The organism is Oceanispirochaeta sp. M1 (assembly GCF_003346715.1).
Lineage (GTDB): Bacteria > Spirochaetota > Spirochaetia > DSM-2461 > DSM-2461 > Oceanispirochaeta.
Genome location: NZ_QQPQ01000013.1, coordinates 39,184 through 51,708, shown reverse-complemented (window position 1 = coordinate 51,708; position 12,525 = coordinate 39,184). Strand labels below are relative to the sequence as shown.

At 45.2% G+C, this 12,525-nt stretch carries 14 protein-coding genes; all 14 read right to left on the bottom strand.

Annotation, left to right across the window (positions count from 1 at the left end; all coding sequences use genetic code 11):
- Positions 1 to 10: 10 nt before the first annotated feature.
- Complete coding sequence (flhA, locus tag DV872_RS11030) at positions 11 to 2,095, bottom strand: flagellar biosynthesis protein FlhA (protein ID WP_114629988.1); 2,085 nt, start codon at positions 2,093 to 2,095, stop codon at positions 11 to 13.
- Positions 2,096 to 2,170: 75 nt separating this feature from the next.
- A complete protein-coding gene (gene flhB / locus DV872_RS11025) occupies positions 2,171 to 3,379 on the bottom strand; it encodes a flagellar biosynthesis protein FlhB (protein ID WP_114630078.1) in 1,209 nt (402 codons plus the stop codon).
- A gap of 2 nt (positions 3,380 to 3,381) precedes the next feature.
- The gene (fliR, locus tag DV872_RS11020) at positions 3,382 to 4,182 is read right to left on the bottom strand and encodes a flagellar biosynthetic protein FliR (protein WP_114629987.1); all 801 of its coding nucleotides are present in this window, start codon (positions 4,180 to 4,182) and stop codon (positions 3,382 to 3,384) included.
- An 11-nt stretch (positions 4,183 to 4,193) separates the two neighbouring features.
- Complete coding sequence (fliQ, locus tag DV872_RS11015) at positions 4,194 to 4,463, bottom strand: flagellar biosynthesis protein FliQ (protein ID WP_114629986.1); 270 nt, start codon at positions 4,461 to 4,463, stop codon at positions 4,194 to 4,196.
- A gap of 24 nt (positions 4,464 to 4,487) precedes the next feature.
- On the bottom strand, positions 4,488 to 5,270 hold the full coding sequence (gene fliP / locus DV872_RS11010; protein ID WP_114629985.1) for a flagellar type III secretion system pore protein FliP: 783 nt from the start codon (positions 5,268 to 5,270) through the stop codon (positions 4,488 to 4,490).
- Positions 5,267 to 5,845, bottom strand: coding sequence for a flagellar biosynthetic protein FliO (locus DV872_RS11005; RefSeq protein ID WP_114629984.1), 579 nt, complete (start codon positions 5,843 to 5,845; stop codon positions 5,267 to 5,269). The genes fliP and DV872_RS11005 overlap by 4 nt, the downstream gene beginning before the upstream one ends.
- Before the next feature lie 128 nt (positions 5,846 to 5,973).
- Positions 5,974 to 7,236: a flagellar motor switch protein FliN gene (gene fliN, locus DV872_RS11000; RefSeq protein WP_114629983.1), complete on the bottom strand. Its 1,263-nt coding sequence runs from the start codon at positions 7,234 to 7,236 to the stop codon at positions 5,974 to 5,976.
- The gene (fliM, locus tag DV872_RS10995; protein WP_114629982.1) at positions 7,233 to 8,261 is read right to left on the bottom strand and encodes a flagellar motor switch protein FliM; all 1,029 of its coding nucleotides are present in this window, start codon (positions 8,259 to 8,261) and stop codon (positions 7,233 to 7,235) included. The genes fliN and fliM overlap by 4 nt, the downstream gene beginning before the upstream one ends.
- A gap of 18 nt (positions 8,262 to 8,279) precedes the next feature.
- Complete coding sequence (locus tag DV872_RS10990; RefSeq protein WP_114629981.1) at positions 8,280 to 8,837, bottom strand: flagellar basal body-associated FliL family protein; 558 nt, start codon at positions 8,835 to 8,837, stop codon at positions 8,280 to 8,282.
- A gap of 85 nt (positions 8,838 to 8,922) precedes the next feature.
- On the bottom strand, positions 8,923 to 9,657 hold the full coding sequence (gene motB / locus DV872_RS10985) for a flagellar motor protein MotB (RefSeq protein WP_114629980.1): 735 nt from the start codon (positions 9,655 to 9,657) through the stop codon (positions 8,923 to 8,925).
- A gap of 11 nt (positions 9,658 to 9,668) precedes the next feature.
- On the bottom strand, positions 9,669 to 10,445 hold the full coding sequence (locus DV872_RS10980) for a motility protein A (RefSeq protein ID WP_114629979.1): 777 nt from the start codon (positions 10,443 to 10,445) through the stop codon (positions 9,669 to 9,671).
- Between the two features lie 8 nt (positions 10,446 to 10,453).
- A complete protein-coding gene (locus tag DV872_RS10975) occupies positions 10,454 to 10,657 on the bottom strand; it encodes a flagellar FlbD family protein (RefSeq protein ID WP_114629978.1) in 204 nt (67 codons plus the stop codon).
- 14 nt (positions 10,658 to 10,671) lie between these two features.
- On the bottom strand, positions 10,672 to 12,060 hold the full coding sequence (gene flgE, locus DV872_RS10970) for a flagellar hook protein FlgE (RefSeq protein WP_114629977.1): 1,389 nt from the start codon (positions 12,058 to 12,060) through the stop codon (positions 10,672 to 10,674).
- On the bottom strand, positions 12,057 to 12,512 hold the full coding sequence (gene flgD, locus DV872_RS10965; protein ID WP_114629976.1) for a flagellar hook assembly protein FlgD: 456 nt from the start codon (positions 12,510 to 12,512) through the stop codon (positions 12,057 to 12,059). The genes flgE and flgD overlap by 4 nt, the downstream gene beginning before the upstream one ends.
- Between the last annotated feature and the right edge of the window lie 13 nt (positions 12,513 to 12,525).

Here is a 12,525-nt window from a genome sequence, read left to right as displayed (position 1 = left end):
TTTTCGTCCTTTATGCCTGTTCTGCCAGGGAAATTACCCCCACGGATTCTATAATAATATCACTTACAACCTCGGGCACTGAGAGAATGACCAGATCGGGCATGGCTCTCTGAGTTGAGGATTTGACCAAAGGTCTGGCCGCTTCACTGCTCAGGATAACAGGGTAATATCCGGATTCCTGCATCTTCCGGATCTGATTTGCCACTGAATTGATCCAGGCTCTCTGAAATTCCGGTTCCAATGCGGCAACATCGCCTTTACCGGTCTCCATTCTTGCATCAATGATGCTCTGTTCGACCGATGGATCAATAGTAAGAACTTTAAGCTCCTTACCCTCTGTAGCATACTGCAAACATATCTGTCTTCCAAGGGTCTGCCTTACTTTTTCTGTCAGGAATCCGATGTCCTTGGTGATTGAACCATAATCACTCATGGATTCAAGAATCATAACCAGATTTCTGATGGAAACCTGCTCCTTCAGAAGATTCTGAAGTACTTTCTGGACCTCCCCTGTAGAGAAGGTCTTGTTCACTTCATCAACAACCGCGGGATAATCCTCTTTAAGAGCATTGAGCATAGCCTGAACTTCCTGACGGCCGAGTATCTCGGGAGCATGTCTCTTAATGATTTCAGTTAGATGAGTGGCAATAATTGAGGGTGGATCAACCACTGTATAACCCTCACGCTCGGCCCGGTCTCTCTGATCAGAACCAATCCAGACAGCAGATAGTCCGAATGCCGGATCCACCGTAGACTCACCGCTGAGGGGTTCTCTCTCCCCTCCCGGATTGATAGCCATATACTGATCCACACGGATCACACCGGTTCCGACATCTACTCCCTTTATCTTGAGACAGTATTCACTGGGTTCAAGACGCATATTATCTATGATACGGATACGCGGCACTACAAGTCCGAGATCCAGAGCTGCTTCCTTCCTGATTCTTGTTATTCTCTCCAGAAGTTCCGCACCCTGATCCTTATCCACCAGAGGAATCAGGCCGTAGCCCAGCTCCAGCGAGAGGGGATCAAAGGGGACAACAGGGGACATCTCGGCAGGTTCAGTGGTCTCTTTTTTATCTTCCTGTTCTGCGGCTTCAGCTTCCTGTTTATGTTTACGACTGAGACGCCATCCCGTATATCCGGAAAGTCCTCCCAGGGGAAGGAGAATATACCAGGGAAATCCGGGAAGGACTCCAAGAAGGAAAAGAAATCCGGCGGCAATGCTGTAAACTCTGGCCTGTGCCGTAAACTGGGTGGAAACATCTTCACCGAAGGTTCCGTCTGAGATGGAACGGGTAACAACCAGGCCCGTAGCCACAGAAATAAGCAGGGCCGGAACCTGGGACACCAGACCATCTCCGATAGTCAGAGATGTATAGGTTGCCAGAGCAGCACCAAATGATTCTCCATGAAGGGAGACACCTACGATGAGACCACCGAGAATATTAACAACGGTGATAACAATACTGACTTTTACATTTCCAGAGACAAATTTAGAGGCACCATCCATGGCTCCGTAGAAGTCTACCGATTGCTGGAGATGCTCTTTCCGTTTTCTGGATTCCTCTTCAGAAATCGATCCGGAATTCAACTCTGCTTCGATAGCCATCTGTTTACCGGGCATGGCATCCAGGGCAAAACGGGCGGCGACTTCTGAAACTCTCGTGGAACCCTTGGTAATAACCATAAACTGTACGGCAATTATTATGATAAATATGATCATACCGACCACAAGACCTTCCTGTCCGGAAGAACCTACTACAAAGGTGGCAAATGCCTTGACTATTTTCCCATCAAACAAGGCTCCCTTAGTCAGAATCAGCCTTGTGGAAGAGACATTCAGGGCCAGGGAGAACACCGTGGCAACCAGAAGCATGGTGGGGAATACAGAAAACTCCAGAGGATCTCTGCTATACATAACAATCAGTATGATCATTACACTCAACAAAAGATTAAGGATCATCAGAACATCCAGCATAAAAGTAGGCAGTGGAATAATGAGCATTATAACAACAGACAGAACTCCTATAGCCACCAGCATGTCACTGTTATCCGAGGTGAGTAATCTTTTTATATTATCCTGCAAGGCCATATTTCCCGCTTCTCTCCCATGCCTGTCAGGGCATAAAAATTGCCCTGGTACTTTATATGCTCAAGGCCTAAGGGCCTAACTGACTGATTTCCCGGTCATTTCGTAAATCTTAACAAGAAGACCCGATACAACACTATAGTATTCTTCCGGTATTTCATCCCCGATCTCAACATTAGCATGTAATGCTCTTGCAAGGGGTTTATTCTCAACAATCGGAACATCATTGTCCCGTGCCAGAGCCTTAATCCTCTGAGCAACTTCATCCATACCCTTGGCGCAGACCCTGGGGGCAGTCATGCTGTCCTGCTTATATTCAAGTGCTACAGCAAAGTGGGTAGGGTTTGTTACGACCATATCCGCATCGGGAACACTCTGCATCATCTGATTTGTCAGCAGCTCACGCATCTTCTGCCTCAGCCTGCTCTTGATCAGAGGATCTCCGTCAGACTGTTTCATCTCTTCCTTGATCTCATGCTTGGTCATTTTCAATGATTCCAGATGCTGTTTACGCTGGAAAAAATAATCCGGCAGAGAAAATACAAGAAGGAGAAGAGCGGTCTCTATCATAAGCCTGAAAGCCAGTCCTCCGACAACCGAGGCCGCATCTCCGACGGTACCGTATACCAGATTGGTTATTTCAGGAACCTTTCTACTGATATTAAAATAAGCCAGAGTAACGATAACAGCAATTTTAAATAGAGATTTGGCCATATTAAACAGCCCTTCTGATGAGAACATGACTCTCTGAGCCCATTTTATTACATTAGGGGATATCTTTGAGAAATCAGGCTGAATAGGCTTGGTTGTAAACAGGAAGCCTACCTGAAAAAGATTTCCCAGGAGAGCCGCAAAAAAGGCAATTCCCATCACCGGCAGTGTGAGTTTCAGATAATAAGAGATAAAGGCCTTTGGTATCATGCCGTCGCTTGTAATATCAGCTTCTGTGGACTGAACAAGAAAAAACTGCAGCATCGATTTGAGAGTTTTAACCATGTAGGGGCTCATAATTGCAATAAGGAGCAGAGAGAAGAGCAGAATCAGTGCTGCAACAAGATCCGCAGATTTGGCAACCTTACCATCTTCACGTGATTTTCTGATTTTCTGTTCGGTAGGCTCTTCGGTTCGCCCTTCATCTTCTGCGGCAAACCACTGCAGATGCATGGCAAAATCACTTTCTTCATGAAGAGATGGAAATGAGTAAAAATGATTCTCAAAACTCTTATTTACAGAACCTTGATTGTCCTTGTGAATTCCTTCAGTTCCAGGCTGTACTCTCTGATTCATCATCATAGGGCGGCCCCCTCAAAATGATACAGTCTGAGGAGCTCTTCGATCTGTGAAAAACCGGTTTCAATAACCATAACCATCTTTTCTGCAAGAAATGGAGCAGACATCATGATAATTAAAAACCCGACCGCAATCTGAATAGGAAAACCTACCATCATAAGATTCATCTGGGGTGATGCTTTGGCCAGGAGACCCATGGTTACAGATACCATCAGGAGTGTTCCCATCATGGGAAAAGCCAGTATGAGAGACTGCTCAAAGAGCTGTCCCAGAGCCTGAATCAGTCCATCAGAGAGAAAACCGGGATTAGTAAGCAGATAATCTCCCCTCATGGCTTTAAATGAGCCGTAAACACCTATAAGAAAGACCTTCTGCAGGCTTCCGGAAATGATGAAAACAAACATACCTATAAGGTTGAAAAACTGACCGATAAGTGGAATCTGAACCTGGGACATGGGGTCAAATGTTGCTGAGGCACCAAAACCCATCTGCACTGAAAACATCTGCCCTGAAAGCTGGAATACAACAAATATAAGCTGAAGAAAAAGCCCGATAAGAAGACCGGTAAGCACTTCCAATATCAGCAGAAACCCAAATACAATTCCTGTATCAGGAATGACATACCCAAGAGTACCTACCATTGGGTATACAGCTACAGCCGTAAAAATTGCCAGACCGGTTCTTGCCATTCCCGGTATACCCGATGATGAGAGTATAGGTGTTATCGTAAACAGAGCAAAGATTCGTGCAAAGATGAGAAAATAAAGCTGTAGATTCGGAATCAGCTCATTCAGTAACAATCAGCTCTCCCTTAACCCGCCATGGATGGGATCAATTCAAAAATTGAAATAGTATAATTAATCAGAGAATTAGCCATCCAGGCACCCAGTAATCCGAGGGTTGTAAAAATAGCCAGGATTTTGGGTACAAAGGTTAATGACTGATCCTGTATTGAAGTGGTTGCCTGAAAAATTGAGATAATCAAACCGATAGTCATGGCCACCAGCAGTACCGGCGAAGCCAGAATCAGAGTCTGAACAACAGAGTTTCTTAAAAGTGCAACAACAAATCCAATAGACATATTTTCCTCCAGGCCCTAAGACCGTTACATAAAACTCAGTACCATCTGCTGTGTCAACAGGCTCCATCCGTCAACGAGTACAAAAAGGACCAGTTTGAAGGGCATTGAAATCATAACAGGTGGAAGCATGATCATACCCATGGACATAAGCACAGAAGCCACTACCATGTCGATAATAATAAAGGGTACATAAAGCAGAATTCCGATTTTGAAAGCGATGGTGAGCTCATTGAGAATAAATGCAGGAATCACAACATAGGTGGGAACATCGGCAAATGTTTCCGGACGATCCAGCCCCCGCAGAGACATAAAAAGTTCGATATTCTTTGGATCATCCTTAAGCTGCCTGTACATGAAATAGCGTATGGGTCCTTCGGCTTTATCAATCATCTCTTCGATACCGATCTCGCCCTGTGAAAAAGGTTTAAAAGACTCCTGATATATCTGGTCGAATGTCGGCCACATTATGAATAAGGTCAAAAACAGAGCAATTCCCATAAGTACACTTGCAGGAGGAACCTGCTGTAGAGAAAGTGCTCTTTTTATAAAGTCCAGAACGATGGAAAGTCTGAGAAAAGAGGTCATCAGAATTGCAATTGACGGTGCCAGTGAGAGGGTTGTCAGTAAAAGGAGAAGCTGTATGGATAAAGCTACTTCCTCATTACTCTGTGCATCCCTGACAGTAAGATTTACAAAGGGAAGATCCAGGATACCGTCGGTCTCACCGGGATCAGGTACAGGTATCTCCTGAGCAAACACAGGAGCAACAAGTAGAAAAAGCATAATCAGAAGGGCAATCTTTTTCATTCTCTGTCCCTCAGATTTTTTAATCGGTCCCGCTGGGACCTTAAGAAATCGGGTGACTGGTCAGTAACTTTTTTACCGCTGCCCAGTGACAATCCCTTTCGAAACAGAGACCTGAAACTTCCCGGAGCTGCAACAGGCGTTTCAGACTGTTCAAGTTTAAACCTGTCCAGAGTCTCCTGATCTGTAATTTCAGAAATAATATTTACAGATGAGCTGCCTGAACCTATGAGAAAGATCTGATTACCAACCTCAATAAGGTGCAGTGAGGAGTCACGTTTCAAATGACGTGTGGCAATCAGAGAAATCCGCTCTTCATCCTTTTCTACCATGGGACTCATCTTCTTGAGAAAATAGACCAGAAGATAGATTAAGCCGATGACGGCAATGAGTACAATAATTACCCTGAGAAGATCGCCGAGACCAACTGTAGGCGGAATATTTCCGTCCACTGCCGGTACATCGGTATCCGGGGTATTGGTATCTGCAGGAAAAAGGGGAAGCTCTGCTTCATTGATCTGCGGGAATTCAGTATTTTGAGAAGACTCCTGTGCCGTGATCAGCAATGGAGTTCCCATTATGATGAGTATCAATAATAAATGTTTCAGTGTCCCCCTCCCAAGTTTCACTTAATTATATGTATAATAGAATTATCCACACCGGGCCGATAGTCGGATCGCCTCAGCACTTTCATAATCCTTCTGTTCTACTGTTCTCCCATCTTGTCCAGATTGGACACAATATCAGTTACACGTACACCGAAGTTTTCATCGATTACAACAACCTCGCCCTTGGCGATCAGGTTATTATTTACAAGGATATCAACAGGTTCACCCGCTAGCTTATCCAGCTCGATAATAGTACCTTCTCCGATACCAAGAATATCCTTGATCTGCCATTTTGTGCGTCCAAGCTCTACAGTCAGCTCCATGGAAACATCCATAAGGAGTCCGATATTACGCTGTTCAGAAGGTGATATATTTCCGCCGAATTCAGGGAACTGGACACCCTGAACATTGGGTGCTGCGTTCTGCTGCATCATGTAAGGGTTCATCTGCTGGCCCATACCCATCTGCTGCTGGCCCATACCCATCTGCTGCTGGGGCATACCCATCTGCTGCTGGGGCATCCCCATTCCACCCATTTGATTTCCCATCATCTGCTGCTGGGGCATACCCATGCCGCCCATTTGATTCCCCATCATCTGCTGCTGCTGATTCATATCGGGCATGCCACCACCCATGGGAGATCCCATTCCGGCGTTTCCACCCATTCCCATGGCAGCCATTGGGTCAACGGCGCCAGAAGTTTCTGGTGAGGCACCGAGTTTGGCTGCCAGATCGGCTGCGACACTCAGTTCCAGGATTTCTACCATTTCCAGACTGCCCTGTCCTTCAATCTCAACAGGATAAGTGATTTTGACCAGTGTATCTCCACCTGTGGAAAGAAGTCCCTTGGCTATCTTCTGGCTTTCTGGACTGATGGTCATTATATTGCTTTTTACGGTATCACCGATGACAGTGACTTCAGAGCCTGTTATCTGAGAAACAGCTTCACCTACAGCACTTATGGCCGTACCGTCAAGTTCAACATCTTCCTGTCCAATCATAGGACCGGCAATTTTCACAGCATTTTCGGGGCTGAAAACAAAGACATGCCCTCCGGAAAGTCCCTGGTTAAAATCCATCTTGACTTCAACAATTTCATTGCTGAGTTGAGCAAGAACGCCGTCCCGGGAGAGGCTTTCAATTACAGGAGGTTTTATAGTTACTCCCGTAGACATTAAACCACTCATAGTGGAACTCAGATTTCCGACAACCTTGGAAAAAAGGCCGTTAAGAGCTTCTAATTCAGAAGAACCGAGTCCACCCGCAGAAGCACCTGATCCCATATCATCCATACCGCCCAGAGAGTCATTACCCATTAACAGAGCATCAATTTCATCTTGAGAGAGGGAACCATCACTCATTCTTCGTCTCCTTCAACGGCCAGTTCTTCAAAGTCCGTCTGATCTATATCTTCAATTTTCCGGGTTACCTGAACAGCAATCTTGTTGCCCACGACTCCGGGACGGCAGTCAAATTTAGGACGGTTACCGATTTTAAGAATCATGGGATCATTCAGAGTTGTATCTGATAATCTGATAATATCACCGGTCTTGATAGAGAGGATATCCCGCATGGAAAGCTGAATACCACCGACTTCCGCCATCATGGGAACGTTGATACCTGCCAGACGCTCCCTCAGTATATTCAAATTTTCAGTAGTTGTACCTCTCCTGATGGATGAGTAGTAATACTGGGCCGACAGTTTTGAGATAATCGGCTCGATTGTCAGATAAGGAATACAGAAGTTCATCATCCCTTCCACATCCTCAACCTTTGTTTCCAGTGTTACAAGAACGACCATTTCTGTAGGAGGTACGATCTGTGCAAACTGAGGATTTGTCTCAATCTGCCCCAGCCGTGGTCTCAGGTCGATAACCTGACTCCAGGCTTCTCTCATATTACCAAGGATTCTTACAATAATTGATTCCATTACAGAACGCTCAATCTCAGAGAGCTCCCTGTTTATCTTGCTGCCCTCACCTGTACCACCGAAAAGACGGTCGATAATAGAAAATGTTACAGCCGGGTCAATCTCAAGTATGGCTGATCCCTTCAAGGGGTCCATATTGATAACCGCAAGAGCTGTAGGAGAGGGAATTGAGCGTATAAACTCTTCATATGTGAGCTGATCTACCGAAGCAACATGTACATTTACAAGACTCCGCAGCTGTGCGGAAAGTGATGTGGTTGTTAAACGTGCAAAGGTCTCATGCATAAATGAGACCGTACGAATCTGTTCCTTGGAGAATTTATCCGGACGTCTGAAGTCCCAGATTCTGATGTTTTTACGCTCGGTGACCTGCTGTGCCTCTTCGGGTTCTGTATCACCCGTGGAGATAGCGGTTAAGAGCTGATCTATTTCATCCTGCGACAGAACTTCTGTCATGCTGTCCCCTTTCCAATATCAGAATTCATAAACTTGGAGTTCCGGAAAAATAATATCCTGAACCTTACCCTGGCTGAGAACTCTGTTCACCAGATCTTTCAATTCAGTTTTTATGATATGCTCTCTTTCCGGAGCCAGTTCAGCGGCTGTTTTCTGACTGAAGTAATTTCTTATTATGTCTGTTAACTGTGCTGTTCTGGCTACAAGTTCCGTTTGAACCTGAGAATCTCCCTCTTTATATCCGATATCCACTTTAACAATTACCGAATGGGGAGACTGGTCCCGGGTGACTCCTCTGATCTGAGGGATCAGGGTGTAATAGGTATAGGGTTCGGGAATGGTTTCGTAAGCCTGTGAAACCTCTGCAAAACTTCTATTGACAGAACCCTTATCCAGTACCCGGAAGGTGACTACTGAAATAGTTATGGTCAAGAGGATAGCTATAATACCCGATGCCACGTACACAAGTACTCTGGCAATCTTATCGGAGATAAAACGCTTTTTCTTCGGCTCACCCATTTCATCGGGTGACGCTGCTTCCAGTGCATTTCCTAATTCTATGTCTTCATCAGCCATCTTATCACCTGCATCCTATTTAACAGATAAATTTTATCAGAAAAAGGTGTTTTATGCAAACACTTCCTCATTTCTGATCCTACTATTACTCATGTGCCTCTGCAAGCACAATAACATCCACTCTTCTGTTATACGCACGCCCCTCCGGACTGTCATCAGCCACCAGAGGAACCGTATCACTCATACCTGCAATCTGGAACTGAGCCTCATCAACACCAAGGTCTACAAGATAGTGCAGAACATTGGCAGACCTTGCGGCTGAAAGTTCCCAATTACTGGGCCAGGGTCCCTCAGGATCAGTAGGACTTGCATCCGTATGTCCCTCAATCCTGAACTTCCTGTCCTCCAGTGCCTCTGATGAGAGAAGCCCGGAAAGTTTCTGAAGAATATCCCTTGTATTTTCAATATCCACATCAGCACTGGCAGGTTTGAAAAAAGCATCAGAGGCCAGAGTAATCACCAGCCCCCGTTCATCCTCTGTTATACGTACCTGCTTGCTCTTTACCTCGGGTTTAAACATGGATACAGCCGTCTGTCTGGCTTTATCCAGTCCCCGCGCCCTCTTGGTGGAAGGCATGGCCATTATGTTATTTCCAAGTTCTGCAAGTTCACCTACATCCAGAGTATTACCACCCTGCAGGGGGCCCAAACCATTAAAGGAAACCATGATAAGCTCCATACGGGCTCCCTCAATGGTTTCCGGATTCATCAGGATTACAAAAAAACATAGAAGCAGAGTTACCATGTCTCCGTAAGTGGTCAGCCACTCGGCTGCACCTTCTTCACACTTTGGACATTTTTTTTCATCTTCGTCAGCCATTGAGTTTCATCCTATTCTCCTCCGCTGCTCTTCTGAGGACGCTCAGCAGGCGGCAGATAGGTGTATAGTTTGTCTTCCAGTATTCGAGGGTTATCTCCCGACTGAATAGACAGGATTCCCTGAATCATAATTTCTTTAACCATAAGCTCTTCTTTATTTCTGTCGTCCAATTTGACTTGTATAGGCATAAGCACAAGGTTGGCAAATATAGATCCGTAAAGAGTGGTTACAAGGGCTACTGCCATGTTAGGACCGATAGACGCCGTATCTTCCAGGTTGGCCATCATACCGATCAGACCCAGCAGAGTACCGATCATTCCGAAAGCTGGAGCGATTTTAGCCCAGTTTCCAAAGAAATCGATCCCGTCCTGATGACGGGAATCTATCATGGAGACATTTCCATAAAGAATTTTTTTTATCACATCAGGATCGGTACCATCAACAACAAGTCTCAAACCACCTCTTAAAAAATCATCTTCCACATCATTCAGAGCATCATCCAGAGATAACAGTCCCTCTTTACGGGCATTATCTGCAAAGGAGACAAGCTGTGTAATAATGGCTTCCTTGTTATAAACCTGTACATTCATGGCGACATTCAGGAATTTTGTAAATCCCAGAGCTCTCTGCAGGGGACTGGCGACAATCATGGCCGCAAAGGAACCGAATATAACGATAATTACAGAAGGGAGATTTATAAATAGATTAATAGCATTACCTGATGCTATTATCGATCCGACAATCAGCAGGAATCCCCCGGCTAAACCACCTATTGTTGCTATATCCATAGAATTGTCTACTCCTCGTTCTTGAATCCGCCGATCAGGCGTCTGTAATCCACTATTCTCTGGAAGATAGTATCATAATCTTCCTGGATCATCAGACGCTTTCCTGACAGCATTACCAAGGTTGTATTTGCCTCTGTCTCAATGTATTCAATCTGATGGGGATTCAGAAACAAAACCTTGCCCAGTTTCCCCATCACAGTTATTTTAATCATTGATCAGATTAACCTTATCTTTTCAGCTGCAGAAGTTCCTGCAGCATGGTGTCACTGGTTGTAATTGTCTTACTGTTGGCCTGAAACCCTCTCTGAGTAATAATCATATCAGTAAACTGTTCAGCCAGATCCACATTTGACATTTCCAGTGCACCTGAAACAAACTTACCCTTTCCGGCTATTCCGGATGGACCTACATTGGCTTCACCGGAGTTGATGGTTTCCATAAAAGTGCTTTCACCATTCTTTTCCAGACCTCCGGGATTAACAAAGGATGCCAGGGCAACCTGCCCCAGAGACCTGTTTGTGCCGTTGGAATAGACACCGGTAATAACACCGCGGGAGTCAATCTGGAATGTCTCCAGATATCCCATGGAATATCCATTCTGACGAAAGGCTTTTGTGGAGGAAGTTTCAGCAAACTGAGTTACAGTATTGGTATAACTTCCCACTTCACCAAGATTAAGGTTAAGTGTCTGTCTTAAAAGAGCTCCATCTCCATCGGGGGTGGTATCCTGTACATCAAAAGAGACAGGAATAAGAAGAGCACCTGCTTCCACTCTGTCACCCTGTCCGTCAAAAGCTGCTGTCAGGGCACCAAGATTATCAAATTCCATGATGAAATTGTTGTCTGTATTATTTTCAGCACCGATATCCAGTGTTGTGTTGGAGGGCAGTTCGGCATCCTCATCAACGGCAACATTGACATTCCACTGGTTGGCAGTACCGTTCACCTTGGTGAAATTGACGGTCATCTTATGAACATTTCCAAAGTTATCATAAATATCTTTATCAATTGTCCAGCTTCCCTGCCTGACATCACCGGGGCCTGCGCCTTCAAGTACTTCAGGTGTTCTTTTATCCAGATTACAGGCCAGCTCAACCTCACTTGTAGCACTGGCGGGATCTTTACTCCCTATAGGAATAAAAAGACTTTTTGTATCACTGGCTGAATTGATAAATGTCTCACCATCTACAGTTTCGGCTTCCCAGCCCTGTACACGCATACCGTTTGCAGGATTAACAAGCATTCCACCTTCATCCAGACCGAAGGCTCCGGCTCTTGAGTAGAATTCCTTGTCTCCCTGACTCAGGATAAAAAATCCATTCCCCTGGATAGCCAGGTCTGTAGTATTACCTGTGGACTGAAGAGATCCCTGAGTGTGAATGGTATCAATAGTGGCTACGGTCATACCGAGACCTACCTGCATGGGGTTTACACCACCAAGCTCTTCGCTGGGACGGGCGGCGCCCCGCATTCCCTGGGAAATCATATCCTGAAAAATCACTCGACCTTTTTTAAATCCGATTGTGTTTACATTGGATACATTGTTACCGATGACATCCATTCTTGTCTGATGATTCTGAAGTCCGGATACACCGGAATAGAGTGAGCGCATCATAACTGGGATTCTCCTTTGCTGTTAAATACTGTCTGTAATGTATCGAAATCATAGTAGTTACCATCAATAAGCAGCTGAGGGTATTCGCCGCCTGTTACGGCTTCGACTGTACCCTTAACAGCCTGACCGCCGGACATCAGTTCAACGTCCTGTCCAAGCACATTGAATGCCTGTGAACTATTTAGACGTTCTGCCACGTTGGTAAACTGCTGATTCATATTTGTCATCTGCTCAAGACTTGAAAACTGTGCCATCTGAGCGATGAATTCTTTATCTTCCATAGGCTTTGTAGGATCCTGATGAGAGAGCTGGGTAATCAGAATCTTCATAAAGTCATCCTTATCAAGATTCTGTTTAACGGCTTTGCTGCCGTTGAGTGCTTTGTTAAAGCTATCTACCTGCATGGTAACTTTTGCGTTATCCGATGCATTCATTGCTGTGCTGAATTCCATTCCAACGTTCTCC

Bases quoted from the DNA above. Each gene is read 5' to 3' on its own strand.
- fliM (WP_114629982.1), bottom strand. From the start codon at position 8,261: ATGACAGAAGTTCTGTCGCAGGATGAAATAGATCAGCTCTTAACCGCT.
- DV872_RS10990 (WP_114629981.1), bottom strand. From the start codon at position 8,837: ATGGCTGATGAAGACATAGAATTAGGAAATGCACTGGAAGCAGCGTCA.
- DV872_RS11005 (WP_114629984.1), bottom strand. From the start codon at position 5,845: ATGGGAACTCCATTGCTGATCACGGCACAGGAGTCTTCTCAAAATACT.
- fliN (WP_114629983.1), bottom strand. From the start codon at position 7,236: ATGAGTGATGGTTCCCTCTCTCAAGATGAAATTGATGCTCTGTTAATG.
- flhA (WP_114629988.1), bottom strand. From the start codon at position 2,095: ATGGCCTTGCAGGATAATATAAAAAGATTACTCACCTCGGATAACAGT.
- fliP (WP_114629985.1), bottom strand. From the start codon at position 5,270: ATGAAAAAGATTGCCCTTCTGATTATGCTTTTTCTACTTGTTGCTCCT.
- flgD (WP_114629976.1), bottom strand. From the start codon at position 12,512: ATGGAATTCAGCACAGCAATGAATGCATCGGATAACGCAAAAGTTACC.
- fliQ (WP_114629986.1), bottom strand. From the start codon at position 4,463: ATGTCTATTGGATTTGTTGTTGCACTTTTAAGAAACTCTGTTGTTCAG.
- motB (WP_114629980.1), bottom strand. From the start codon at position 9,657: ATGGCTGACGAAGATGAAAAAAAATGTCCAAAGTGTGAAGAAGGTGCA.
- flhB (WP_114630078.1), bottom strand. From the start codon at position 3,379: ATGAATCAGAGAGTACAGCCTGGAACTGAAGGAATTCACAAGGACAAT.
- DV872_RS10980 (WP_114629979.1), bottom strand. From the start codon at position 10,445: ATGGATATAGCAACAATAGGTGGTTTAGCCGGGGGATTCCTGCTGATT.
- DV872_RS10975 (WP_114629978.1), bottom strand. From the start codon at position 10,657: ATGATTAAAATAACTGTGATGGGGAAACTGGGCAAGGTTTTGTTTCTG.
- flgE (WP_114629977.1), bottom strand. From the start codon at position 12,060: ATGATGCGCTCACTCTATTCCGGTGTATCCGGACTTCAGAATCATCAG.